This is a genomic window from Pseudomonas sp. CFBP 13711 (assembly GCF_014842265.1).
GTDB lineage: Bacteria > Pseudomonadota > Gammaproteobacteria > Pseudomonadales > Pseudomonadaceae > Aquipseudomonas.
In genome coordinates this window covers 54,250-79,719 of sequence record NZ_JACYVI010000008.1, presented here as the reverse complement: position 1 = coordinate 79,719, position 25,470 = coordinate 54,250, and the positions used below count along the sequence as shown (strand labels likewise).

Sequence of the window (25,470 nt, the reverse complement as noted above, 5' to 3'; positions counted from 1 at the left end):
AAACCCGGCCTGAGCCGGGTGTTTTTCTGGGTCGATTACTGCATCCAGGGCGGAGGCGGTTCTTCGGTTTTGTTCGGCGGCGCATCGTCCGCCGTTCTCGCGGCTTGGCGTCTTGCATCGTCCAGTCGCGCCGCTTCAATCTCGCGCAACACACTGCCGACGTCGGCAATCTCGTCCGGATCAGCGAACTCGCCCGTCAGCACGGTCGCTGGGGACAACGTGCCCGCTTCGAAGTGGGACCACATCTCCCGGGCATAGCGCGTCTGCTTCAGCTCCGGCGCGAAGCGGCCGAAGTAGGACGCCATGTTGCCGACGTCGCGCTCCAGCATGGTAAACGCATGGTTGTTGCCCGCCGCATCCACCGCTTGCGGCAAGTCGATAATGACCGGCCCCGTGGGCGTGAGCAGCACATTGAACTCGGACAGGTCACCATGCACCAGACCGGTACACAACATCAGCACGATCTGCTGAATCAGGAACGCGTGGTATTCGCGCGCCTGATCCGGCTCAAGCGTCACGTCATTCAGACGCGGCGCGGCATCACCGTATTCATCGGCGATCAGCTCCATGAGCAGTACGCCCTCAAGGAAGTCGTACGGCTTGGGCACTCGCACGCCGGCGCCTGCCAGACGGAACAGAGCCGCGACTTCGGCGTTCTGCCACGCGTCTTCGGTTTCCTTGCGGCCGAACTTCGAACCCTTGGCCATGGCGCGGGCCTGGCGGCTGTTGCGGACCTTACGGCCTTCCTGATATTCCGCTGCCTGACGGAAACTACGTTTGTTGGCCTCCTTGTAAACCTTGGCACACCGCAGCTCATTGCCACAGCGCACCACATAAACAGCTGCCTCTTTACCGCTCATGAGCGGGCGCAGCACCTCGTCCACAAGACCGTCTTCGATCAGGGGTTCAATGCGTTTAGGAGTCTTCATCAGCTTTTATTGGGGGTCCTTCGTTGCCAAACACGCGATTGTTGCTCGTTATACGGCAATCCTCTGCCAGCGAGTAGGGGGTCAGGTCGATTGACTGTATGCCAGCTGTCTCACGATATCCCTGACACTTCGCCAAGCAGCATTCGTGCCGACGCATATCTACACCGCTTGACAGCCTCTACCACCGCGCTTGTCGACGAGCGACTACAGCGCAACCACGCAAGCTTCGCTCATCATCCGCGAAACAGTTCGCCAGGTGTCCTCCCGAACAGCCCTTTGAAAGCAGCAATAAAAGCCGACGTCGAATCGTAACCGCAATTGAGCGCCGTGCTCGTAACGCTCACCCCTTCCTCCAAAGCATTGAGTGACGACAGCAAGCGTGCCCTCTGCCGCCAACCCCGAAAGCTCAAGCCGGTTTCGCGCTGAAACAATCGTGTGAGCGTCTTTTCCGACATGTTCAAACGCGCCGCCCAGTCATTCAGGGTGACCGCTTGATCCGGCGTTTCGATCAGTTCACCACACAGTCCCAGCAAGCGTGGATGACGAGGTAGCGGGAGCGAGAAACCCACCTCGGGCAAATTCGCCAGCTGGTCGAGCAATACCTGAACAAGGCGGGACTCGGCGCTATCCAGCTCCGGGTAATCCGCTGGCAACTGACAAAACGTCTTTATCAACTCCCTGGCGAGTGGCGTGACTTCGAGCACCCGGCAACGATCTGGCGCCCAATCGCAATCCTCTTTGCGCACGTAAAGGCTGCGCATCTCAGCCCGGGTCGACGTGACAACTTCATGCTCCAGCCCGGCGGGAATCCACACGCCCCACTGCGGCGGCGCGAAGAAACTGCCGTGGGGTGTATGCACGCCGAGGACGCCGCTGATGGCGTAGGAAAACTGCACCCAGTCGTGGCGGTGAGTCGGTGTCCAGGAACCTGCGCCGAGGCTTTCGGCGCGGGCGTAGAGCGGGCGCGAAAGGCCTTCAAGCGAAGGGACTTGTCGCTCTGTTTCGGGGTTTCGCGGGGAGATGTGTGCGGTGGCGGGCATGGACTGGCCTTTGGTGTGAGGCGGCAGTTTACGTTTTTGCCGCGGATGGGTACCAGATGCGGGTCATCAGGGGCGAAGCTGAGGGTTAGAACGATTGTTCATTAAGCTTGGCTGGTCTCGAGGTTAGCCACTACCAACTTCCTGTTTTCGGGCGCCTGCGACGCCTCCGTGATCTGTGCACTGTCATTTGTGACAGCAGACAGATGCTTACGCCGGGTAGATGATGACCTTGCGTCGATTATTTAAAGCTCACTACCGCCCCAAATCGACGCGCATCTTTTAATGGGCAGCGACCTACCCACGGCTCTCCTCAAGGAAGATTGTCATGTCCAAATTCAAAAATGCGTTACGCCACACAGCGACACAATCCGGCGAACCGCGGCATCAAGACCCGTTTTACCCTAAGCCCTTAGTCACGTTAGCGACCAATGCAGTATTAGACCCGACGCAGGTAAGCCCCGCCGGGATGGAGATAAAGGTTTCTTACCCGACGATCAAAACTGGCGATGTAATCGCACTCATATTTAACCGTATCGACACATTCGTTCCAATTGAGGTTGGCGATGAAAGAGTGGTTTCTTTCTGGATATCTGCTTCATACATCGTTCCGACGCTAGGCGAAACGGTGGAAATCTATTACAAGACTGTCAGCAGTGAGGGTGATGTGAATCAGTCGGAAGTATTGCAGCTAACTGTGCTGCCATTTATGGACGGAGATTTGAAAATGGCCAAAGTTGAACAAGCATCAGATGGCGCGCCGGGCGAGTTAGATCTTTCTAAATTTGCCGGTGATGCAGACATTTCCATCGAGCCATGGCCTCTGATAGCCGCGGGACAACGCGTATGGCTCGACATGGTGAGCAACAAAGGCACCTCGAACATTCTTAAAAGCTATTCGGTAACGAATGCAGACATTTCCGCGGGAATTACACACGGCATCAGCAGGACTGAACTCCTGGAGATTGCAAATAATAGCGAAATTACGTTTCCGCTGAAGGTGCAGTTTGATGGAACCGATACAGTCGTGGGTGCGAAGGAATTTTCGACTCTGAAGCTGCGCCTCTTGGGCACGGCAGGGGGAACCGAGTACTCTGAGAATTTCAACGACCTCGTACCGCGAGTACTTGACCACGACCTAAACACTTTGAACATGAAAGTTTCGTTTGGCACAACCCGTCATCCAAATGAAATCGCTAGTGAAAACGGATCCATCTATTTAAAAATGCATACCGCTAAGACTGGCGGCATAGTAATTATTACATTCAACCGTGGAATTACCCCTTCTTACGTATCATTTGACCTAGCAGTGACTGATGGAGCATGCGTAGTTTATTGTTACAATGACTCCGACACAATCCCCCAAGAGCGTGGGGTGTCAGATTTCAAAACCATGAGATTTGACGCACCCGGTATAAAAGAACTGCGACTTTATGCCATTAACGCCATACCCATGGAAACTGAATTTCTTTTAGATAATTTCAGATTTAACGACACGACGGGAACTCCATTCCTCCAGCTGTGACGCTGCTTGCAAACTTCGGGTTATTTATGACTGTCCAAAATACCGGATATCCCGGCGCCCCGTCGGATAGCGGTAATCACAAGGACAGGATTATGACTGAACCAGATGGTCAGCACTCTCGCAAACCTTCAAGTACGCCTGGACCTTCGAATGATGTAAAAAAAGGGTCGAATTTATTCAAATTATCGAGTCCCTGGCGAGTGGCGTGACTTCGAGCACCCGGCAACGATCTGGCGCCCAATCGCAATCCTCTTTGCGCACGTAAAGGCTGCGCATCTCAGCCCGGGTCGACGTGACAACTTCATGATCGAGCCCGGCCGGAATCCAAACGCCCCACTGCGGCGGTGCGAAGAAACTGCCATGGGGTGTGTGCACGCCGAGCACGCCGCTGATGGCGTAGGAAAACTGCACCCAGTCGTGGCGGTGAGTCGGTGTCCAGGAACCTGCGCCAAGGCTTTCGGCGCGGGCGTAAAGCGGGCGCGGGAGATCTTCAAGCCAAGGGACTTGTCGCTCGGTCTCGGGGTTTCGCGGGGAGATGTGTCCGGTGGTGGGCATGGGCTGGCCTGCTGTAAGAGGCTGCAGTTTACGTGCTTGCTGCGAATGGGAACCCGCAGGGCTGATTAAGTGCGGTGTTCAGGCCTTAGATGGATTTTTCATTACGCGTGGCTCATTCCGCGATTAGCTGCCTATACCCCCTGTTCTCAGGCGCGTGAGTCGCCTACGTGATTTGTGCACTGTCATTTGTGACAGCAGACAGATGCTTGTCCGGCGCTGATGATGGTCCTGCGCCAGAGATTAAAACGTCCTTGCGGTCAGCCCTCAACCAGCCTTCAAGTTTCGACGGGGTGAAGACGTGCAAGGGATACCCTTCAAGGAAGCGTCTCATGTCTAAACCCAAAAAAGCGGTGAACTCGCCAACGGGCAAATCCGCGAGTCCGCAGCGGCTTAACCCGATCTACCCAAAACCTACCGTTCCCGTGGCGCTTGGCGAATTTCTGTCGCCGAAGCAAGTGACCGCTGCGGGTTTGGAAGTGGTGGTGACTTACCCATCCATAAAGCCAGGGGATGTGATCGCACTGAAGTTTAATGCTGACGACACCTTTGTTCCGATAGAGGTGGAGAACCATACTTCTGTTTCTTTCTGGGTTTCGGTGCCGCACATCATCAAAGCCCTTGGAACAACCGTCGACATTCAATACACGCTTAGCGATGAGAGCGCTGGACAGAAGTCAGACATACTGCAGCTGACAGTGCTGCCTTTCATGGAAGGAGATATCGAAATGCCTGAAGTCATACAAGCCACTGACGGAGCATTGGGCGAGTTGGATCTATCGACATTCACCGGCGATGCAGAAATAGTCGTTAAGCCGTGGCCCTTAATTAGCGAAGGACAGAAAGTTTGGCTTGACATAACGGACGGCACCAACCCGCTCCCCATTTTTAACGGGCATTCAGTAGTAGCGGGCGAAGTTACCGACGGTATTAGTAGCCCAATCAGCCGGACTTATCTGGAGCGGATTCCTGATCAGAAAGTGATTAGCTTTCCCGGAAAGCTCCAGATGACAGAAGACATCATATGCGAACTTCCTTTACTGGAACTAAGACTCGTGGACCCCAGCAAACGAGAGCACACAGAAGACTTTTCAAAATATTCACCTGGGAACCTCACCGAACCTGAATTCAAAACCACATACATAGACTTCGTATTCGGCGACCTGCCTCGCCTGATCAAAGAGATAGACAACAATAAGGTGCTGGCATTTGACATCAATCACAACTTTCCAGTAAACGCGACATTTAATAATATAGATTACACATGTATAGCATTTGATTGCACCGTATTTGATAGCATGTGCAAAATTGACTGTGAGGCTCAGACCCCTTCAGATCAAACTCTGGCCGTTGGGGTTCATAAAAATGTCGAATTCAGCGGACACGGCGTAATAAAAGGCCTGAAGTTTTCGCCCTACTACACGGGTGACAGGTTAACGGTTGCATTGGATAACATAACACTGCGAATCAATGCCGAAGCCTTGGAAAAGAAAAAACTACCCGCAAAGGCACTGGCTTCGGCGAGTTACGACACCTCGCCTCCACGCTCAGCCGCCCAGCAAGATCCGGCCTACCCCGCCCCAACAGTGTCGGAGGCCTCGAACAACGTTCTTTCCCCTCTGGATGTACTCCCCGAAGGCATTCACGTGAAGGTGACTTATGAATCGATGTCACCCAATGACGTGATTGCTCTGATTTTCAACGGTGAAGACACATTCGTGCCGCAATACGGCAACGACACGAAAGCCGTTATCTTCACCGTTGGCTCTTCCCATGTGGCAAAAGCGCTTGGTGAAGACATTCTGGTGAAGTATGTGATCAACGGTGTGGATGGCGGGATAATCTCGGAATCGTTAACGCTTACAATACTACCCCTCATGGAGGAAGATATGACAATAATTAAGATCCCACAAGCGACAGAGAGCACCCCAGGCAAACTCGATTTATCAACATTCATTGGCGATGCTGAGTTCATTATTCCCCCATGGCCAGTGATTGCTGAGGGCCAACTGGTGTGGTTAGACATGATCAGCGAGAGCAGCACGCAACATTTTCTGAATGCCTATCCGGTGACATTGGATGAAGTGTCTACAGGTATCACTCGTCCGATTAGAAGATCTCTGCTGGAAACGACCCCGGACGGAAGTTTGCTGGAGTTTGCTCAAAAGGTTCAATTTAACGGTAGCAGATCCGCCAATGGCGCACGACCTTTCCCTGCTTTGAAATTACTATTGCAGCATAATGGCGGCGGCAGTGGAGATATAGTCGAGGACTTTGAAACTTACGCATCAGGGGACAAGCCATCACCCTTCGACGCCAAAGGCATGACAATTACGGGTACAAATCTTAGTGTGATCGGGGCGGCAGGCGGCAGAGCACTCAAAGCCACGGTCCAAAGAGGCGAAGCAGATATCAAATTTTCATTCATAGGACATTACAAGAGAGCCACAATTGACCTCCGTTTTGACATCGCGGGAGACGGCCGCCTTATATGCACTTATAAAGACGGCGACGTAGATGAGCGGGTAATCTCTGGAACAGACATGCAGCACTATGAATTTAGCCATGACGATATCAGCTCATTTCAAGTGACTGCCGTCTATGACGGCTGGCAAACAAGAGTCACTATTGAAAATATAAAGTTATACGCAAAAGCGTCAGAATAATTTTGGTGCTTCGCAATGCGTTGCCAGCAGTGGCGAAAAGAATTACATTACTGGCAATCATATCAATGATGAGAATAAAGCAATATGAGCGATTAACGATAAAGGGGTCTGATTTATTTAAATCCTTAAATACATCAGCCCCCTCAGCTTAACGCTCAGACCATTTCCTCATAGCGCTAATTTCCATCCGCGATATACGCCGCCAAGCCGTTGCTTTACCGGCTGACTGATCAATAGACCGCAGCCGTACTGTCATTTCTGACAGTAGCCACCACGGCATATCGCGGAGCACTCTGTCTCCATGGATGACGCTCCACTACGTCGACTAGCCAAGGACCGCTGAAATGACCCGGAAAAACGACGAGCAAGACAAACTACCCGCCAATGAACTGGCTTCAGCGAGTTCCAGCAACTCGGCTTCGAATGCGACCGCCCTACAAGACCCGAACCTTCCTGCACCCATCGTCCCTCTAGCACCAGACGGCGTGCTGCTTGAACCCAATCGTGCAGACCCCGACGGCCTCCTTGTGGAAGTGACGTACCCCTCCATGTCGGTTGACGACACGATTGCCCTGATCTTCAACGGCGAGGACACTCTTGTGCCGCAGAAGGGCAACGTCGAGCTGAAAGTAACCTTCCTCGTGCCTAAGGAATATGTTGCGAAGACTGTGGGCAAAACCGTGCAGGTTTCCTATTCAGTAGCAGGGAATACTGGCGCGGTTCGCTCACAGACGCTCGATCTGGACGTGCGCCTGATTCCCGTCGGTCAATTAACCGCGCCGCAGATCGTTCAGGCGGTAGGGGGCGTTCTGGACGTCGGGGGGCTGCAAACTGCCGCTGATATCTTCATAAACGCTTGGCCACTTATCGCGCTTAAACAGAAGACATGGATGCAACTTCAAGGCTTCGGCAATTTAAACCTGCCCGTTTGGCAAGGGTATGAAATTGGCAGTACTGGCGCGCAAGTCGCCACGGTTCAGCGGAAAGACCTGCAAAACCTTACCGACGGTTCACAACTAAACCTGGTGCTAGAAGTGTTGTTCGATGACGGGCTGCCGCTTCAGCCGTTTCCGATTCGGACTTACCAGATCAAGACCGCGCCGGAATACGCTCTCGGAGCTCTGGAACTGGTTGGCGCCACTGGAGATGTCATTGAACTGGGCGTTGTCAGCGGCGATCCGGTGACCGTCCACACCCATGCGTACATAGGGCAAACGGCTGGGGACCGACTTTTGCTGTCTTGGGCGGGAGTCGCTGCCAACGGTACGCCGATAACCTATAGCCACGAATACACCGTGCTGGCGGGTGGTGAAACGGGCGAGGTGCGCTTCGAGGTTCCTCGCGCGAATCTGGAGTCGCTGGGCGGCGGCACGCTGCAGTTGAGCTATCAAATAATCAAGGTGGGTGGGGGCATCCAGAATTCCCCCATAACCACCTACAGTGTCACCGTCGCAACGCTGAATTTGCCGCCGCTAGCGGTCCTCGGAGATACTCCCGAAGGGCTGGCTCCGATGCGTGTGATCAATGGCGCGACCGTTCAGATCATTTATCCAAACCCGCTCCCTAGCGACGTCATCGCGCTGCTCTGGAACGGCAAAAATGACGCAGTAGATTGGCAGAACGGCGCTGCGACAATTACCTTCATTGTTCCACCCTCAGAAATTGGACTCGTAGTGGGTAAGACCATAGATGTTCAATATGCGGTCCGACGCGGCACCACGTGGTCGACCTCACCAGCACTCAGACTGAATGTGCTGCCTCTCATGGAAGGAGATTTCAAAATGCCAAAAGTTACACAGGCAACCGATGGAACATTGGGCGTGCTGGACTTGTCGACGTTTACCGGTGATGCAGAAATTATTATTGAGCCATGGCCATTTATTAAAGAAGGGCAAAGAGTTTGGCTTGACATGACTGGCGGCACAGCCCCACTCCCTATTTTGGACAAGCATCAGGTCGCACCAGGTGAAGACACGAGTGGCATCAGCAGTTCAATAAGTAGGGCCAGTCTAGAGCTATTTTCTGACATCGCAACGATTGAGTTTCCGGCAAAAGTTCAGCTAGATGGCAGCGATTCACTCAATGGCGCTAATGACTTTCCGCTATTGAAATTACAGTTGATTCCCAAAGGTAAAGGAAGCGGTTCAGGATCGGAAAATTTTGATGAATCCCCGATAGGGGAATTCGCAACCATATTTGAAACTGCCGACCTGAAATTCAAGGGTGGCGCGGACTCTCTTGTGCCTTTGCATCATAATATCATTACTCGAGCGGGAAGCACAGCCATTTCGCTTCAGACCTCTAATGACCCTGCAGAAATAATATTTAAGACAGGGTCAAAACCCTCCTATGTATCAATGGATATAAGTGTAATAGCGGGAAATAGCAACTGCATAGTAACCTGCCTAAGCTCGGAAGAACCTAGACCCATGACATTATCACCGAGACCATCCCAAAAAATAACGCTATATGGAACAGACATAACCAACATCACTTTCAAGCGAACTTCTTTTAACGGCACGAATGATTGGTTTCTAACCGTAATATTGGACAATATCAAATGGGGGAAAATTGACAAAGCGTCTGATTTATTTAAATCGGCGACAGATTAATTTGCTTAAAAAAGGGATCGGATTTATTTAAATTATCAACGCCCTGGCGAGTGGCGAAACTTCGAACACCCGGCAACGATCTGGCGCCCAATCGCAATCCTCCTTGCGCACGTACGGGCTGCGCATCTCGGCCCGGGTCGACGTGACAACCTCATGATCGAGCCCGGCCGGAATCCACACGCCCCACTGCGGCGGCGCAAAGAAACTGCCATGGGGTGTGTGCACGCCAAGCACGCCGCTGATGGCGTAGGAAAACTGCACCCAGTCGTGTCGGTGAGTCGGTGTCCAAAACCTAACCGATGGTTCGACGTTAAGACTGATACTCGAAATGTCGTTTGATGGCGGGCTAACGCGTCAGGCGTTTCCAGTGCAGAGTTATACTGTGATTGCTAAACCGATACCTGAGCCTTTGACGATTGACCAGACGACGATGATTCTAGATGGCTTATATGTAAGAGGTAGCCCAGAGTGGACGCTAAACGGCAGTGACACTGCCGGTAATACTCAGGTAAGAAAAGCCTCAGGGGGGACGCCGCCTTACACATATTCATCAAGCAGTACACGTTATGCCTCCGTGGATTCTCAAGGAAAAGTCAAAGGTAGAGGATGGGGCAACAGCACAATAACCGTAACGGACGCTCTTAATCAAAACGTCAGATACACCGTTAACGTGTCTAATGTTTACGTTATGAGGCAATAGGAGACTTGGCAGGCCACTCATGCTCGAGCAGTCGAACAGTCACAAGAACACAACCTTAAGCCTGTAGAACGGAGACATATATCAGTTCTTGCAACCCTGTATGGAGCTCCGTTTCCACCTGACCGAGGGGGATATCGCAAATGCTGGTGCTGCTCACCAACTCCAGAAGTTTGGGATTTCCCATCTACAAGTGTCTACCAGGATTCACCGAGCAACCTTAACTTCGTTAGAGTAATAGGTATACTTGAAAGCTTGGACGACCCACCTACCTAGAAAATAAAGAACCTATAAAAGGTTCTTATAAAGGGTCTGATTCATCTAGGTCTTGTAGGGGTCAGATTTATTTATATCCTTAAATACATCAGGCCCCTCACGTTAAGCCTCAGACCAATTCCTCATAGCGCTCATTTCCATCCGCGATATATGCCGCCAAGCCGTTGCTTTACCGGCTGACTGATTAATAGACCTCGGCCGTACTGTCATTTCTGACAGTAGTCAACACGGCGTATCGCGCGTCTTTAAACCACCCTTTAAAAACATCATGTTTCGATAATGGCCGTCACGCCTTGCCCACCCGCGGCGCAAATCGATATCAATCCACGCCCTCCTCCCCTCTTGCTAAGCAGTTTCGCCAGGTTCGCCACAATCCGCCCACCCGTCGCAGCAAACGGATGTCCCGCCGCCAACGAGCTGCCTTTCACGTTGAGCTTGCTGCGATCAATCGTCCCCAACGGCGCATCCAAACCCAACCGCGTTTTGCAGTATTCGGGGTCTTCCCACGCCTTCAACGTACACAGCACCTGCGCCGCAAAGGCTTCGTGAATCTCGTAATAATCGAAGTCTTGCAGCGTCAGACCGTTGCGCGCCAGCAGGCGGGGGACGGCGTAGACCGGGGCCATCAGCAGGCCTTCGTTACCGCGCACGAAGTCCACGGCGGCGGCCTCGCCATCTCGCCAGTAGGCCAGAATCGGCAAGCCCCGCTCATGCGCCCACTCTTCGCTGGCGAGCAGCACCAGCGAGGCGCCGTCAGTCAGTGGCGTCGAGTTACCCGCCGTCAGTGTGCCCTTGGCGCTGCGCTCATAAGCAGGCTTGAGCGACGCGAGTTTTTCCAGGCTCGCGTCGGTGCGCAGGTTGTTGTCGCGGGTCAGGCCGAGGAACGGCGTGAGCAGATCGTCCTGCCAGCCCTCCGCGTAAGCAGCGGCCATTTTCTGGTGACTTTCCAGCGTCAGTTGGTCCTGCGCGTCGCGGGGGATGCCCCAAGTCTGCGCCATCAGTTCGCAGTGCTGGCCCATCGACAAACCGGTGCGGGGTTCGCCGTTGCGCGGCAGCTCCGGCTTGAGGTTATGCAGGCGCAATTGCGTCAGCGCCTTGAGTTTGTCAGCCGTAGTTTTGCTGCGATTGACCTGCAACAGGATCTGCCGCAGGTCTTCGTTGACGCCGATGGGCGCGTCTGAGGTGGTGTCCACGCCGCCAGCGATGCCGCACTCGATCTGGCCGAGGGCGATTTTGTTTGCCACCAGCAGCGCCGCTTCGAGCCCGGTGCCGCAAGCCTGTTGAATGTCGTAGGCAGGGGTTTGCGGCGACAGCCTTGAGCCGAGCACGCATTCGCGGGTGAGGTTGAAATCACGGGAATGCTTGAGGACCGCGCCGGCAGCGACTTCGCCCATGCGCAGGCCATGCAGGTTGAAGCGCTCGATCAGACCCTCCAGCGCAGCGGTCAGCATGTCCTGATTGCTGGCGGTGGCATACGCGCCGTTGGAGCGTGCGAACGGAATGCGATTACCGCCGACAATGGCCACGCGTCGTGTCTGAATCATCGAAATCTCCTTTCTCTTTTTTGGATCTTGCGGGCATCGGTTGCGGAAGCACGACCGCAGCAGGCCTGGCGTTTTTGTGCCCCCTGACGAAAAGCGATCGCGAGCACGCTCACTCCTACAGAGTTCGCCAACTGACAGCGTAGGACCTATTACCCACCGGTGCGGTCAACTGATTTGAACCCAGACTCAAGGAGCGTGTTCCATGGCATCCGATCGCTACATTGACTTCGTCAACTCCGACCTCGGCCGCAAGCTGGTCGGCGCCGTCGGTTTGCCAGCCCCCGCACGTCTGGAGCGCTGGCAGGCCGGGCGTCTGCGTCCGGTCGAAGGCGCGCTGTTGCTGAGCACAGGTCCGCTGGCCGAGCGGGTGAGCGCCTTTGCGCCGCGTCTGACTGATGTGCTGTTCAGTCATGGCGGCGAAGTCACAGGCGCCCACCCTTGGACTGCCGAGCAGAGCGCGAAGATCAAGGCCGTGGTGTTCGACGCCAGCACGCTGCTGCACACCTCTCAGCTGAGTCAGTTGCGCGAGTTCTTCCAGCCGATCCTGCGTCATCTGGATAACAGCGCTCACGTCGTGATGCTTGCGCGCGCGCCGGAGGCTCAATCCGATCCACTGGCCGCCAGCACGCAGCAAGCCATCGAAGGTTTCAGCCGCTCGCTGGCCAAGGAAATGCGCAACGGCGGCACGGTTCAGCTGCTGCAAATAGAGGACGGCGCCGAAGATCAACTGGAAGGCGCGCTGCGGTTTTTCCTGTCGCCGAAGAGCGCGTTTATTTCCGGTCAAGTCATTCGCCTGAGTGCTTGCGATCAGCAGGTTCAGGACTGGACCCGCCCACTGGCCGGACGCAAAGCGCTGGTGACCGGCGCCGCCCGAGGCATCGGCGCGGCCATCGCGGAAACCCTCGCCCGTGATGGCGCCGAAGTCATTCTGTTGGACGTGCCCCAAGCCAAATCCGATCTCGATGCACTGGCTGCGCGTCTGGGTGGACAGGCGCTGGTCCTGGACATCTGCGCACCGGACGCTGCCGCTCAGTTGATTGAACACCTCCCCGGCGGGCTCGATATCGTCGTGCACAACGCCGGCATCACCCGGGACAAAACGCTGGCCAATATGCCGGCGGACTTCTGGGACTCGGTGCTCGACGTCAATCTCAACGCGCCTCAGGTGCTGACCCAGGCGCTGCTCGACAGCGGCGCATTGCACGAGAATGGCAGTGTGATTCTGCTGGCGTCGATCAGCGGGCTGGCGGGCAATCGTGGGCAAACCAACTACACCACCAGCAAGGCCGGCCTGATCGGTTATGCCCGAGCGATGGCGCCGACACTCAAAGCCCGCGGCATCAGCATCAACGCCGTGGCCCCGGGCTTTATCGAAACCAGCATGACGGCGCACATGCCTTTTGCCCTGCGCGAAGCGGGCAGACGCATGAGTTCGCTGGGCCAGGGCGGCCAGCCGCAAGACGTGGCGGAAGCGGTGGCGTGGCTGGGTCAACCGGGTTCCGGCGCAATGAGCGGCCAGGTGCTGCGGGTGTGCGGCCAAAGCGTGCTCGGCGCCTGAGCTGGCATTAAGAAAAAAAGTGTCTGAATAGGCGCCCCGTCGATCCGAGGCCTGCCTGATCTGTAGCATGACCACAGGAGTAGCTCGATGAGTGTGCACTGGCGGTATCTGGACACGCCCCCGGCCCTTCCCGGCCTGTTCATGCAAGCGGCGCTGCGGCGCAAGGTCAGCGGCACGCAATTGCCGGATCAGGGGCTGCGGTGCTGGATGTCGGTGGACCCGGACAGGGTGAAAGCGTTTGCCCACGTCTGCGGATTCGTGCCCGGCAGTCTGCTGCCGCCAACCTATCCCCATGTGCTGGCTTTCCCGCTGCAGATGAAGCTGCTCACCGACAAGGACTTTCCCTTCCCGCTCCTCGGATTGGTCCACCTGCATAACCGGATCAGCATTCGTCGGCCCCTTGGCAGCGTGATCAAGGTTCAGGTGAGCGTGCGTGTCGGCCACCTCAAGCCCCACGCCAAAGGTGCGACGTTCAGCCTGATCACCCAGATCGAGGACGCGCTGGGCCTGCTGTGGGAGGAAGAGAGCACGATGCTCTGCCGAGGTGTTCAGGTGGACGGTGAGATCGAAGGTGATTATGAACCCGCGCCACTGCCGATGACGGAATTGGCAACGTGGTCGGCGCCGTCGGACATTGGTCGTCAGTACGCGAAGGTCAGTGGTGATTACAACCCGATTCACCTGAGTGACAGCAGCGCCAGGCTGTTCGGCTTTCCCAAGGCGATCGCCCACGGGCTGTGGATAAAAAGCCGTGCGCTGGCGGCGCTTGACGATCACCTGCCGGCGTCGAATGTGGAGATATCGGTGGAGTTTCACAAACCGGTACGGCTGCCCAGCGGGGTGACGTTGTCGGCCAGCGCGGCGGGGTCACATGGGCAGCTCAAGCTGGAAGGGGCGGAAGGGATCGTGCATATGCTGGGGAGCTGGCGACCGGCGTCGGAGTGATGGCTGCGCCTATCGTGCGCCAGTGGTTTTGCGGTGTGACATCTGACGCCTTCCCGGCTAAAGCCGGTCCCACTAAGTACGCAGACTGTAGGACCGGCTTCAGCCGGGAATCGGCGCACCGCCGTAGCGGGTATAAAACCTGCGTCCCGGAGCATCGCGCCCCCCTTGCGTCAATCGCCTATCCCCCTGAAGCTACGCACCTTCAGGAGACCCCCATGAACCTCGACGAACTCACCCAACGCCTGCATCGCATCCGCGATAACAACGACTGGCGGCAATTTCACAGCCCGAAAAACCTGGCCATGGCCGCCAGCGTCGAAATGGCCGAGCTGGTGGAGATCTTTCAGTGGAAGACCGAGGATCAATCCCGTCAGCTGCCCGCTGATGAGCTGGCCCACGCCGGGCAGGAAGTCGGGGATATCGTGCTTTACCTGCTGCTGTTGTGCAGCGAACTCGGGCTGGACATGGATGAAGTGGTGCGCGCGAAACTGGCGGACGGCGAACGGCGGTTCAGCAAATGAGCGACCGTCATTTCGATCAACTGGCGACGCGCTTCGCTGAAAAAATCTACGGCGGTGCCAAGGGCGCGATCCGGTTGGCGGTGCTACAAGCTGACCTCATCGAAAGCCTCCCCGATCGTCCGTTGCGCGTGCTGGACATCGGCGCCGGGCTTGGGCACATGTCGTTGTGGCTGGCCGAGCGCGGTCATGACGTCATGTTGGCCGAACCCGCCGCGCCCATGCTCGAAGGCGCCCGCCAGCGCTTTGCCGACGCGGGGCAGACGGCTAATTTCATTCAGGCGCCGTGGCAAGCACTGCCCGATATTCTGACCGAGCGGTACGACCTGGTGATCTGCCATGCCGTGCTGGAATGGCTGGAAGAACCGTTCACGATTCTGCCGGTACTGCATCAGCTAACCAAGCCCGAAGGCTGGCTGTCATTGGCCTTCTACAACCGCGACGCGCTGATTTATCGCAATCTGCTCAAGGGCCACTTCCGCAAAATGCGCAAGAACACCTTGGCCGGCGAAAAACAGAGCCTGACCCCGCAGGAGCCCCTTGATCCCCGAGAACTGGCGGCGCAACTTGGCTCCCTGTGGCGAGTCGAAACCCAAAGTGGCATTCGGGTTTTCCACGACTACATGCCGGTCGAGTTTCAGGCCAAGGCCGATCTTGCGGATCTCCTTGAAATGGAGCTCGCCCATCGTCGCCACCCGGCCTTCGCCGGACTGGGACGCTATCTGCACTGGATGTGCCGGGCTGTCTGACCCACGCTGGTTGATACACGCTGCTTAACACACGCTGCGGAGACCCTAATGAAACGCCGTCTCGCTTTGCTTTCCCTCTGCCTGGGCCTCACCGCCTGCCAGAGTCCCAGCCCTTATCGTGCCGTGTCTGCGGCCATTCCACCGGCGCCGCCTCAGGCTGCCAACGCCATCGACATGAGCGCTTATCCTGCGGCGCCGCGCGACTATGGCCGCTATCGCAATTGGTCCTGGCTCAACGGTCAGTTGCCGCCGGGCACCCTGTGGGCTGACTCGGCTCAGCTGGCTGAAGCCGTCAGCAACGGGCTGGATCAACGGGGTTTGCGGCCTTCGCAGAACCCGCAGGCGGCGGACTTGCGCGTCGCGGCTGATGCCCACGCCGAAACCCGGATTCGTCAGGTGCGCGACGACTATTACGATCCGTACTACGGCGGTTCAGGTGTGGGCTATTACGGTGGTAATGGCTACCGCAACGGTTACGGCGGTTATGCCAGCGTCCCGATCGTGCGCACGTATCAAGAGCAGGTGGTCGTGGTGCGCATCAGCCTGTTCGATGCCCGCAGCGGCCAGCCGGTGTGGAGCGCGAGTGCCGAAACCGCCAGCGGCGGCGATCAGTCAGAACGCGCCAAAGCCCTGCGCCAGGCCGTACAACAAGCCCTGACGGCTTACCCGCCGTCCTGATTTCGCGCCCCGTGGCGTTTTGTTTTCACGCTGGAGAAACCCATGTATCGCCGCATTGCTGTCCTCTGTGTCGCCCTGCTGCTCGGCGCCTGCCAGACCGATCGGGTCAACCGTGACTTCGACTCCCAGCGGGATTTCGGCGCTTACCGCTCTTGGGCGTGGAAAGAGCCCGGCTTGCAATATCAGCCTAACGATCCGCGCATCAAAAGTGATCTGACCGAGCAGCGCATTCGCCAGGCGGTCGGCGAGCAATTGGAGCAACGCGGCCTGCGCATGGCAGCGCCCGGCGTGAAAGCGGATGTTCAACTGCAGGCATGGCTGATCGTCGAGAACCGCCAACAGACGGTGACTACCAACTATGGCGGCGCTGGCGGTTATTGGGGTAATCCGTGGGGCGGCTACTGGGGCGGCCCGATCGGCACCGAGACGCGCAACATCGATTACAAAGTCTCGACGCTGCAGATCGACATGCTCGACGGCAAGGATGGCAAGCTGGTGTGGCGTGGCAGCACCGAGCAGATGGTCAACGACAGCAATACCAACCCTGCTGCACGCGAGCAGGCCCTGCGCCAGACCGTGCAGCAAATTCTGCAGCAATATCCACCGCATTGAAGGTTGATCAGTGCTCAGCCTGTGAGGTCCATGTAGGAGTGAGCTTGCTCGCGAAGAAGGTATTTCAGCCGCTGAATCTTTAACGGATGTGCCGACCATTCGCGAGCAAGCTCGCTCCCACACTCCGTGCTTCAACAGATACATCTGCGGCGTCCTCTGACACCGCGCTATCTCTGAGCTGACACATCGCATGTAGGAATGAGCTTGCTCGCGAAGACGGTATTCCAGCCGCTGAATCTTTAGCGCATGTACCGCCCATTCGCGAGCAAGCTCACTCCTACAATCCGTGCTTCAACAGATACATCTGCGGCGTCCTCTGACACCGCGCTATCTCCCAGCCGATACATCGCACGTAGGAGTGAGCTTGCTCGCGAAGACGGTATTCCAGCCGCTGAATCTTTAGCGGTCGTACCGCCCATTCGCGAGCAAGCTCACTCCTACAATGGATTGCGCCCAGTTGAGCGCCCGCAGACAGAGTCCAGGGCATTGCCTCACTCCACCACACTGAACTCCACCCGGGCGGTCTGCCCGCTTTCATCCAGCACGCTCAGTTGGTATCGCCCCAAGCGCGTGAAGGTGTGGGTGTAGCTGTCCTGACTGGCGGTGTCGCCCACCGGCGTGCCGTCGATGAACCACCAGCGCCGGCCACTTCCGCCCAGCGCCGACAGCGTGGGCCGCAACAGTTGCTGACTGCCGGCCGGCAAGCGCAACTGATCGCCCTCTCGCACCCCCACCACGGACAACGGCGGCGCCAGGCTCAATCCCTGGGGCGGGCATGACGGGTCGATGTCCGGCAAGCGCGCCTCGCGCCGCTCGGTTTTCGGCAGCCAAGGCTCAAGCGGCGCCGGCCAGAGGGCAATGTCTTTTGGTTGAGCCTGTGGACAACTTGCCGCGACACGCAGGCCCTTATCATTCAGCCAGACTTTTTCCGTGAGCCCCAATCCCAGCGGCTGATCGGTCGCCTGCAAGGTCGGCGGCGTCGTGCCGTCGAGGGTCCAGGCGAAACGCTGACGGCGGCAGTTCGGATCACTCTTGCTCATCGGCTGCCCCAGCGGCCAGCAGATCGCCGCGACGCCAACGTTGAGCGGCACCGGCAACACGGGCGGCAGGATGTTGCGCTGGGCGTCGCGGTTCACCAACAGGTCGTGAACCTGCAGCATCAGCGGCGCCGCCGACGCCAGACCGAACTGCCCCGGCACCGGCGTCCCGTCGGGCCTGCCAATCCACACGCCAATCAGAAACCTTGGCCCCACGCCAATCGACCACGCATCCCGAAAGCCGTAGCTGGTGCCGGTTTTCCAGGCCAGTTGCGGCCGCTGCACAAGCTCGGCATGGGGGTCGAGATCAGGTCGTGACTGGCCGCTGAGAATCCGCCGGATGATCCACGCCGCCCCCGGCGACATCATCGGTCGGTCACGCAGACGATCATCGGGCTGCAAGCGAATGTCCGCGCTGCGCCCGCCCCGCGCAAACGCGCTGTAGCCGCCCACCAGATCCTCCAGTCGGCTGCCCGCGCCGCCGAGAATCAACGCCAGATTGGGTTCGGCCAGAGGCGGCAGGGTCAGCGGCACGCCGCCGTTGCGCAATTCGGCAGCGAAACGCTTGGGTCCGTAGGCTTCCAGCAACTGCACCGCCGGCAGGTTGAGCGACATCGACAGCGCCGAACTCGCCGCCACCGCGCCGTTAAACCCCGACGAGAAATTGCCGGGACGATAGTCGCCGTAGCGCCGGGGCACGTCCTGCAGCAACGATTCGGAATGGATGAGCCCGGCGTCGATGGCCTTGCCGTAGAGAAAGGGTTTGAGCGTCGAACCGGGGGAACGCAGCGCGCTGACCATGTCCACATGACCAAAACGTTTGGCGTCGCCGATGTCCACCGAGCCAACGTACGCGCGGACGGCCATGTTCTGCGCTTCCACCACCAGAATCGCGGCGGACGTTCGCTCGGGCAAGCGTGCGCGCCAGCCCAGCAGCAGGTCTTCGAGACGACGCTGCAGGCCGGCGTCCAGCGTGGTGCGGATCAGGGGCGGGCTGTTCGGGCGGTTCAGGCGCCGGGCCAGCAAAGGCGCCAGGCTCGGTTCCTGACGGGGCGCAAGCAGCAGCGGTTCTTCCAGCGCTTCGTCGACCGCGCCCTGAGGCCACGTGCCGAACTCAGCCAGACGCCGCAGCACCTTGTCCCGCGCGGCCTGGGCTCGTTGGGCGTGACGATCCGGGCGCAGACGACTCGGCGCCTGGGGCAATACCGCCAACAGCGCCGCGTCGGCACGGGTCAGTTGTTGCGGGGACTTGCCGAGATACGCCCAACTGGCCGCGGCGACGCCCTGCAACGTGCCGCCAAACGGCGCGCGATTCAGGTACAGCACCAGAATGTCCTGTTTGGACAGGTGCCATTCCAGCTGCGCGGTGCGCCACAGTTGACGAAGCTTGCCCGCCAGGGTGCGCGAATGGGGGTCGAGCAAACGCGCCACCTGCATCGACAGCGTACTGCCCCCGGACACCACATGGCCGCCGCTGAGGTTTTGCCAGGCGGCGCGCGCCAGCGCCATGGGGTTCACGCCGGGATGCTGATAGAACCAACGGTCCTCGTAGGTCAGCAGCGCTTCGAGGTAATAGGGCGACACCTGATCGACCGTCACCGGGTAGCGCCAGACGCCATTGGCATCGGCGAATCGCCACAGCGGCGTGCCGTCTTCGGCGAGCACCACGCGGGCCAGATCATCCTTGGGCAAGGGCAGCGGCCAGATCCGGTCGGCGAGCCAGAGCAGCAGACACACGATGAGCAGGCTGCCAATGAGCCAGGCCAAAACGCGAGTACACCGTCGTCCCATTCGCGAGCACGCTCGCTCCCACAATGGACTTGTGAATCCCGGGCGGTTCCTTCGCGGCAATAATCGCGTGATCTTCACAGAAAGCCTTTACCCGACAGGGAACTCGCCCGGACAATCAGCAGCCAAAGCGGGCAGTGCCGTTTTTGGTCCACGTCCCTCATCAGGAAGCAGATATGCAGGTAGAAAGCGTTTTCGAATGGCTCGGCCAAGTGATTGGCGCCGTGATCCGCTTCGTCGTCGACGGCTTAAGCTGGTTGTTCAACATGTTCACTCACGCGGGCGGCAATTTCGTTGACGGTCTGTCGCGCACGCTGGGCATGGACACTTCAATCGTCAGCATCGTCGCCCTGGTCGTCGGACTGATGCTGCTGTATTCAGCGATCCGCGCCTTCATGCGCGCCTCGATCATCATGGGGATCATCTGGCTGTTTCTGGGGTTGTGGCTGTTGAGCTGGATTATTCATTGATTGCTTTGATCGTTCCCTCGCGGCGCTGATCGTCCGCTCGGCGCTGATCGTTCCCACGTTCCGCGCGGAAATGCAGCCCAAGACGCTCCGCGTCCCCTGACGCAGAGCGTCGACCGAGGTGCTACCGCGCAGAGCGTGGGAGCAACCAGCGTCACCCCTCTTCTACTTCTTGCCCTTCACCACCAACTGCGCCGGCGCTTCGCCCAGCGCCTGCCAGTTCGGCCGATACATCGACTCCACTTGCGGCGGCGGCACGCGGTACACACCCGGCGTCACAGCACGCGCCAGATACAGCAGGTGCACCGTGTTGAAGCCTTCCAGATCCACCGCAGCCACATAGCGATCGCCACGGAATTCCTGATGCTTCACGCCAGCGTTTTCCATCGATTCGCGCCACTGCTTCACCGACTCGCTGGCGTCTTCCAGACTCGCCGAACTCTGCGCCAGATTCTGGTTTTCGATCTCCAGACCTGCGGGCAGCAGATCCACTACCAACGCATCCGGCACGCGCTCTTTGGCCTTGATCTCAAGGTGCACCAGGACCAGTTCACCGCTCTTCAAGGCATTGAGATTCAGCGCCTCGCCGTCCATGCCCAGGTAATCACGGCTGATCGACAGGTTCTCACCCCCGGCCGCCGGCGGCTGCGACGGATAACCGGAAATCGTCATCTGCTGGTACAGCGTGTCGCCACCGGTGTTCTGCACCGTCAACGGCGCGGCCAGCACTGAACTGTCGAGTTTGACGCCCGGTTGGTCGTTGCTCAGTTCGCGATTGTTGCTGCCGCTGGTCAAGGTCGCCGCCCATTTGCCTTCCGGCTTGCCCAGCAGATCGCGACCGGCGAGGAACAGCGAATTGCGCTCCTGGGTCGACAGATAACGGTTCGCCGCGACCTGATCGGACAGCGCAAACAGCCGCTCCTCGACTTTGTCCGGCGCCAGTTTGTTTTCTTCCAGCAGTGACAGAATCAACGCCTGATCACGCAACGGGCTGCCGTAATCGGCGAGCCAGTCGTTGGCCTTGCGACCGGCCGCCAGCCCTGCGAGCAAGGCCTGATCGGCGCGGGGTTTGTCGCCCATTTTTTCCAGCGCGATGGACAGCTGCACCAGCGGCAAACCCGATCGCGCATCGCTGCGGCGGTCGAACAGACTGCGCAGCGCACCCAACGGCGCCTGCTGACTGCGCGACAGCACGAGACCTGCGTAAGCCTGCACAGCGAAACGGGTGTGATCGGCGTTTTCGCTGTAGTTGACCTCGATCTGATTGCGCTCCTGCAAGTAACGCAGCAGCCGCTCGTTGGCCTTCTTCAGCGCGTCCGGTGGCACGGCAAAGCCTTGGTCGCGAGCACGCAGCAGGAAGTCGGTGACGTATGCGGTCAGCCAGTATTCCTCCTCACCGTCCGCCGCCCACAGGCCGAAGCTGCCGTTGTAGCGCTGCATGCCGATCAGTCGCTCGATCCCCAGCTCGATCTTGCGCTTGCGGTCGGCATCGGACTCGCCTTGCAGGCCCAGACGCTTGAGGGTTGCGGCGTCGGCATAAAGCGACGGGTACAAGCCGCTGGTGGTCTGCTCCAGGCAACCGTAGGGATAGGCTTTCAGCGCGCGGATCTGTTCGCCTAGGTTCAGCGGCGGACGGCTCGACACCGACAGCAGCGCCTCGCGTCCCGCTGGCTCGAACGCCTCAAGCGCGCCGTCCGGCAGGCTCCATGCCTGATCCTTGAGCACCGCGCGGTATTGCTTGAGCATCGCCGGGTACGCAGGGCGCACGCCGATGGTCCATTCGCGGCTGAAGGCTGGCAGGTTCTCGCCCGGCAGGTCCAGACCGTTGACCGTGACCCGAATGACGCCCTGACCGAAACCGCCCAGCGCCTTGACCGGAATCTGCAGCGTCGTGCGTTGCCCCTGGTTCAGGCTGATGGCTTTGGCGCTCTCGCCTTCGACCAGGCTCAGTTGCCCTTCAGCGACGACTTGCACGTTGAGCTTCTGCGCCTTGCCGGACAGGTTCGACAGGTCCAGCGCCACCTTGGTCTGGTCGCCGCCCGCCAGGAATCGAGGTGCCGACAGCTCGGCGATCAGCGGCGCCGCCACCACGGTTTTGGCTTCTGCCATGCCGTAGCGCTCGTCGGTCCAGGCCTGGGCCATGATCCGCAGCTCACCGTTGAAATCCGGGATGTCGACGCTGACTTCCGCATCGCCCTGCTCGTTCAGGGTCACCGGCGCGCTTTGCAGAGCGACGATGGTGACGCTGGTTTCCGGCCGCTTGCCGCCTTTGGCCAGCGCCGCGTCACCGCCGAAGGCCACGCTGGCGAGACGATTACGCCCGGCCTCGATCAACTGGCCATAGATATCCAGCTGATCGGCGCCGTATTCCTTGCGCCCGAACATCGCCGCGAACGGATCCGGCGTGGCGTATTCGGTGATGTTGAGAATGCCGACGTCCACCGCAGCGACCAGCACATGCACGCTCTTCGGAATCGTGCCGTCGGCGTTCTTCGCATTGACCTTCAGTTTGAGCGGCTGCTTGGGCCGCATCTTCTCGGGCGCCGTGACGGTCAGCGCCAGCTTGCGCTGCGAGCGGTCCAGCGGCAGATGCAGCACGCCCACGGCGCGTTTCGGCGTGACGTTGGCTTTGCGTTCACCCGGACGAATCACCAGCGCGCTGACGTAGAGGTCATGCCGCGCCCATTTCTTGTCCATCGGGATGTCGTAGGTTTTGCCTTCGGCCGGCACGTCGATCTCTTGCCACCACAGCGGCCCTTCGCTCGACTCCACCAACAGATAGCCCTTGCCCGCCGACGGCGGCGTGACGGTGACTTTTGCGGTGTCGCCGTCGGCATAGGCCGGTTTGTCCAGCGCCAGCTTGACCTGATCGGGACGCACGGCGCCGCCTTCGGCATTGTCCTGCCAGCGATAACCAGCCCAGAAACGCACGCTGCTGATCAGGCCGGTGGCCGGATCCTCGACTTCGACGCGATAAGGGCCCCACTCCACCGGGAAGCTGATTTTCGCCGTCGAGTCCTTCTTCACGCTGAGGGTTTCTTCGGAGAGGTTGAGAAACTTCTCGTTGAAGTGGTAACTCCAGCCATCGCTGTCGGAGTAGTTCCAGTAGTAATCGCGGCGCTCGCGGACCAGCCGCACCTTGAGGTTGTCGGCAGCCAGCTTGTGGCCCTGGGCGTCGGCCATCAGCACTTCGAACTCAACCGGACCGTCGCCGTCGGTGGCTTCGCCGTCGAACAAACCGCGCAGGCCCGGCATGGCATCGGCGGGCCAAACCGGTTGGGTCAGACGCCGCGTGATCGGACGCCCACCCGACTCCTGCAAACTGGCTTGCAGCACCAGCTCAAGCGGTGAACGGGCCTTGGCCCATTGGCTGTCGATGCTCAGGTCCAGCTTGCCGTTGGCATCGAGCGTGCTGTCTTCGATCTCCAGGTCCTGCTTGAGGTCTTCCTCGGTCACCGAACCAAACTGATAACCCGGCAGGCCGGGCACGGCTTCCCGCAGCGGACGCACATACAGCTGACCGTTCAGGCGATTGCCCGACGCGGGTGCGCCATAGAGGTATCGACCGGTAATCGCCACATCGAACGGCGCATCGGGCGCCAGCGGGGCGTCGCTGCCCTTGAGTTCCAGCGCCATGCGTTCTGGCAGGAAGTCTTCGACCTGGAATTCATACAGCTGCGGCTTGCCGTCACCCAGATCAAACACCAGTTGCCAGCGACCCGTCGGCGCTTCTTCCGACAGCTGCAATTGATATTGATACAGCCCGGTGGCGTTAGCGTCCCACACGAACTTGCGACTGACCTGCTCATCCGGTCGGCGCACTTCCACGGTAATCGGCTGAGGCTTGACGCTCTTGCCGTCGCTGTCACGCAGCAAACCGTTGAGCAGCACCACTTCGCCCGGGCGATAGAGATCGCGCGGGCCGAAAATAAAGAATTGCAGCGGGTGGGCCTTGGGGCCGGTGATGTCGAATTCCGCCAGATCCAGCGCGGCGCTGTTCAGGCGCAGCATGCTGGTCTGCTCGCCTTGGTGGGCCAGCAACACTTCAGCCTTGGCCGGCAATGGCAGCTCGGCGTGGCCGGCGTTGTCAGTCTTGCCCTGGCCGATCACGCGGCCTTTCTCGTCATACAGCTCGACGTCCACGCCGCTCAGGGCTTTGCCGCCTTCCAGCGCCTGAGTGAACACGTCCAGACGATTGGCGTAACGATGCGCCGACAGACCGATGTCGCTGAGGGTGAACAGCGTGGCAGGCTGGGTGTAGTTGTAGGTCCCGGAGGCGCGCATCACGGCCAGATAAACGCCCGGTTGTTGCAGCGGTTTGAGGCCCGAGATCGGCAGCAGCACGGTCTCGCGGGTGTTGCGCGCAGGGTTCAGGTCGAAACGGCCGCTGTAGACCAGATCGGCCAGGGGCAGCAGTTCTTTGGACTGGTAGCTCTCAAGACTGGACGAGCCTTCCCAGGAGCCAAGAAACGCAGGCAGCGACTCAGGCTTGATGCGGAAGAATTCGACGTCGACTTTATCGACGTTGAGGGCGATTACCGGCAGGCCTTCAGCGAGCCGGGTCGGCAGCAGACTGCCGCGACTGGCGAAACCCACGGTCGCCTGGAGATCGGAGGTTTCCAGCCGTGCGGAATACTCTGCCGCCAGGGTGTTGTTGTTCACCGCCACCAGACCCGGGTCGATGGTCAGCACCAGCTTGCGCTTGGGCTCGAGGTGACGAAGGCGCAGCTCCATGAGGTTGTCCGACAGCTCCCAGGCGCCATCGACCTTGCCGTCCTTGCTGTCGACCAGGTGCACTTTTTCAGCGAATTTCTGATCGGGGTTCAACGGCACCGAGAAGCTCAACGACAGCGTGCTGGCGCCATCAAGCTGAACTTCGGAGACGTCCACCACCGTCAACTCGCGTCCGGCGTAGCGCTTGCTCAGCGCAGGAATGTCTACTGCAGGCTTGGGCTTCGCGGACTCGGCGGCGCTTGATGAAGCCGCAGCAACCGGAGGGGTGGCCGCCGCTGAAGCGGGCTTATCGGAGGTGGAGGAATCGCAGGCACTGAGCAGTACCAGCGCGCAGGCCAGGAACAATCCTTTGTTTAGCATGAGGCACTCATTTGGACGGCAGCGATGAGGGAGCAGAAGTTATAGCACCGCTTTGGCAATCGTAAAGCGCGGCGCGCAGATAGACCGCGGGTTTGTGCGTTTGTTCTCGAGGGGGAACGCAGCCATGGTTCCTACCCTTGCGGGAGTCGACTTGATTTCTCGGCCATGCTCGGGGACTGGTGGGAG

16 protein-coding genes and 2 pseudogenes are annotated in these 25,470 nt (G+C 58.7%); 11 read left to right on the top strand and 7 right to left on the bottom strand.

The features are described 5' to 3' along the window. Positions 1-35: 35 nt before the first annotated feature. Together IFT47_RS16115 and IFT47_RS16110 are read right to left on the bottom strand one after the other, a co-directional pair. The gene (locus IFT47_RS16115; RefSeq protein WP_192173412.1) at positions 36-929 is read right to left on the bottom strand and encodes a PA4780 family RIO1-like protein kinase; all 894 of its coding nucleotides are present in this window, start codon (positions 927-929) and stop codon (positions 36-38) included. A gap of 233 nt (positions 930-1,162) precedes the next feature. Then, positions 1,163-1,969, bottom strand: coding sequence for an AraC family transcriptional regulator (locus tag IFT47_RS16110; protein ID WP_192173413.1), 807 nt, complete (start codon positions 1,967-1,969; stop codon positions 1,163-1,165). Positions 1,970-2,294: 325 nt separating this feature from the next. On the opposite strand from IFT47_RS16110, the gene IFT47_RS16105 reads away from it, so the two are divergent. Then, the gene (locus IFT47_RS16105) at positions 2,295-3,491 is read left to right on the top strand and encodes a hypothetical protein (protein WP_192173414.1); all 1,197 of its coding nucleotides are present in this window, start codon (positions 2,295-2,297) and stop codon (positions 3,489-3,491) included. Between the two features lie 183 nt (positions 3,492-3,674). On the opposite strand, the pseudogene IFT47_RS16100 reads toward IFT47_RS16105, so the two are convergent. After that, positions 3,675-4,046 (bottom strand): annotated as a pseudogene (locus IFT47_RS16100) (AraC family ligand binding domain-containing protein); the annotation flags it as partial. A 329-nt stretch (positions 4,047-4,375) separates the two neighbouring features. Here IFT47_RS16100 and IFT47_RS16095 point away from each other — a divergent pair. Beyond that, positions 4,376-6,709, top strand: a complete 2,334-nt coding sequence (locus IFT47_RS16095) for a hypothetical protein (protein WP_192173415.1) — start codon at positions 4,376-4,378, stop codon at positions 6,707-6,709. 344 nt (positions 6,710-7,053) lie between these two features. Next, the gene (locus tag IFT47_RS16090; RefSeq protein ID WP_192173416.1) at positions 7,054-9,321 is read left to right on the top strand and encodes a hypothetical protein; all 2,268 of its coding nucleotides are present in this window, start codon (positions 7,054-7,056) and stop codon (positions 9,319-9,321) included. 33 nt (positions 9,322-9,354) lie between these two features. Here the strand turns inward: IFT47_RS16090 and IFT47_RS16085 are convergent. After that, positions 9,355-9,609, bottom strand: a pseudogene (locus tag IFT47_RS16085) (AraC family ligand binding domain-containing protein); the annotation flags it as partial. A 40-nt stretch (positions 9,610-9,649) separates the two neighbouring features. On the opposite strand from IFT47_RS16085, the gene IFT47_RS28180 reads away from it, so the two are divergent. Then, positions 9,650-10,021: an Ig-like domain-containing protein gene (locus IFT47_RS28180; protein WP_192173417.1), complete on the top strand. Its 372-nt coding sequence runs from the start codon at positions 9,650-9,652 to the stop codon at positions 10,019-10,021. 539 nt (positions 10,022-10,560) lie between these two features. Here the strand turns inward: IFT47_RS28180 and IFT47_RS16075 are convergent. Beyond that, on the bottom strand, positions 10,561-11,838 hold the full coding sequence (locus IFT47_RS16075; RefSeq protein ID WP_192173418.1) for an acetyl-CoA C-acetyltransferase: 1,278 nt from the start codon (positions 11,836-11,838) through the stop codon (positions 10,561-10,563). A gap of 202 nt (positions 11,839-12,040) precedes the next feature. Here IFT47_RS16075 and IFT47_RS16070 point away from each other — a divergent pair, with 202 nt between their 5' ends. The 6 genes from IFT47_RS16070 (at position 12,041) to IFT47_RS16045 (ending at position 16,898) form a co-directional block, all read left to right on the top strand. Next, positions 12,041-13,396, top strand: a complete 1,356-nt coding sequence (locus IFT47_RS16070; protein WP_192173419.1) for a 3-oxoacyl-ACP reductase — start codon at positions 12,041-12,043, stop codon at positions 13,394-13,396. An 87-nt stretch (positions 13,397-13,483) separates the two neighbouring features. Beyond that, on the top strand, positions 13,484-14,341 hold the full coding sequence (locus IFT47_RS16065; RefSeq protein ID WP_192173420.1) for a MaoC/PaaZ C-terminal domain-containing protein: 858 nt from the start codon (positions 13,484-13,486) through the stop codon (positions 14,339-14,341). A 215-nt stretch (positions 14,342-14,556) separates the two neighbouring features. After that, entirely contained in the window at positions 14,557-14,862 is a 306-nt protein-coding gene (locus tag IFT47_RS16060) for a MazG-like family protein (RefSeq protein ID WP_192173421.1), read from the top strand. Beyond that, positions 14,859-15,608: a methyltransferase domain-containing protein gene (locus IFT47_RS16055; RefSeq protein ID WP_192173422.1), complete on the top strand. Its 750-nt coding sequence runs from the start codon at positions 14,859-14,861 to the stop codon at positions 15,606-15,608. The genes IFT47_RS16060 and IFT47_RS16055 overlap by 4 nt, the downstream gene beginning before the upstream one ends. A 48-nt stretch (positions 15,609-15,656) precedes the next feature. Then, a complete protein-coding gene (locus tag IFT47_RS16050; protein ID WP_192173423.1) occupies positions 15,657-16,286 on the top strand; it encodes a DUF4136 domain-containing protein in 630 nt (209 codons plus the stop codon). A gap of 42 nt (positions 16,287-16,328) precedes the next feature. Then, positions 16,329-16,898 carry a DUF4136 domain-containing protein gene (locus tag IFT47_RS16045; RefSeq protein ID WP_192173424.1) on the top strand — a complete coding sequence of 190 codons (570 nt, stop codon included), beginning with the start codon at positions 16,329-16,331 and terminating at the stop codon, positions 16,896-16,898. A 491-nt stretch (positions 16,899-17,389) separates the two neighbouring features. On the opposite strand, the gene pbpC is transcribed toward IFT47_RS16045, so the two are convergent. Then, positions 17,390-19,726 (bottom strand): peptidoglycan glycosyltransferase PbpC, encoded by a 2,337-nt coding sequence (gene pbpC / locus IFT47_RS16040; RefSeq protein ID WP_192173425.1) that lies wholly within the window; start codon positions 19,724-19,726, stop codon positions 17,390-17,392. A 173-nt stretch (positions 19,727-19,899) separates the two neighbouring features. Here pbpC and IFT47_RS16035 point away from each other — a divergent pair, with 173 nt between their 5' ends. Further along, on the top strand, positions 19,900-20,193 hold the full coding sequence (locus IFT47_RS16035; RefSeq protein WP_122535324.1) for a hypothetical protein: 294 nt from the start codon (positions 19,900-19,902) through the stop codon (positions 20,191-20,193). Between the two features lie 162 nt (positions 20,194-20,355). Here the strand turns inward: IFT47_RS16035 and IFT47_RS16030 are convergent, their stop codons facing one another. After that, complete coding sequence (locus IFT47_RS16030; RefSeq protein ID WP_192173426.1) at positions 20,356-25,284, bottom strand: alpha-2-macroglobulin family protein; 4,929 nt, start codon at positions 25,282-25,284, stop codon at positions 20,356-20,358. Between the last annotated feature and the right edge of the window lie 186 nt (positions 25,285-25,470).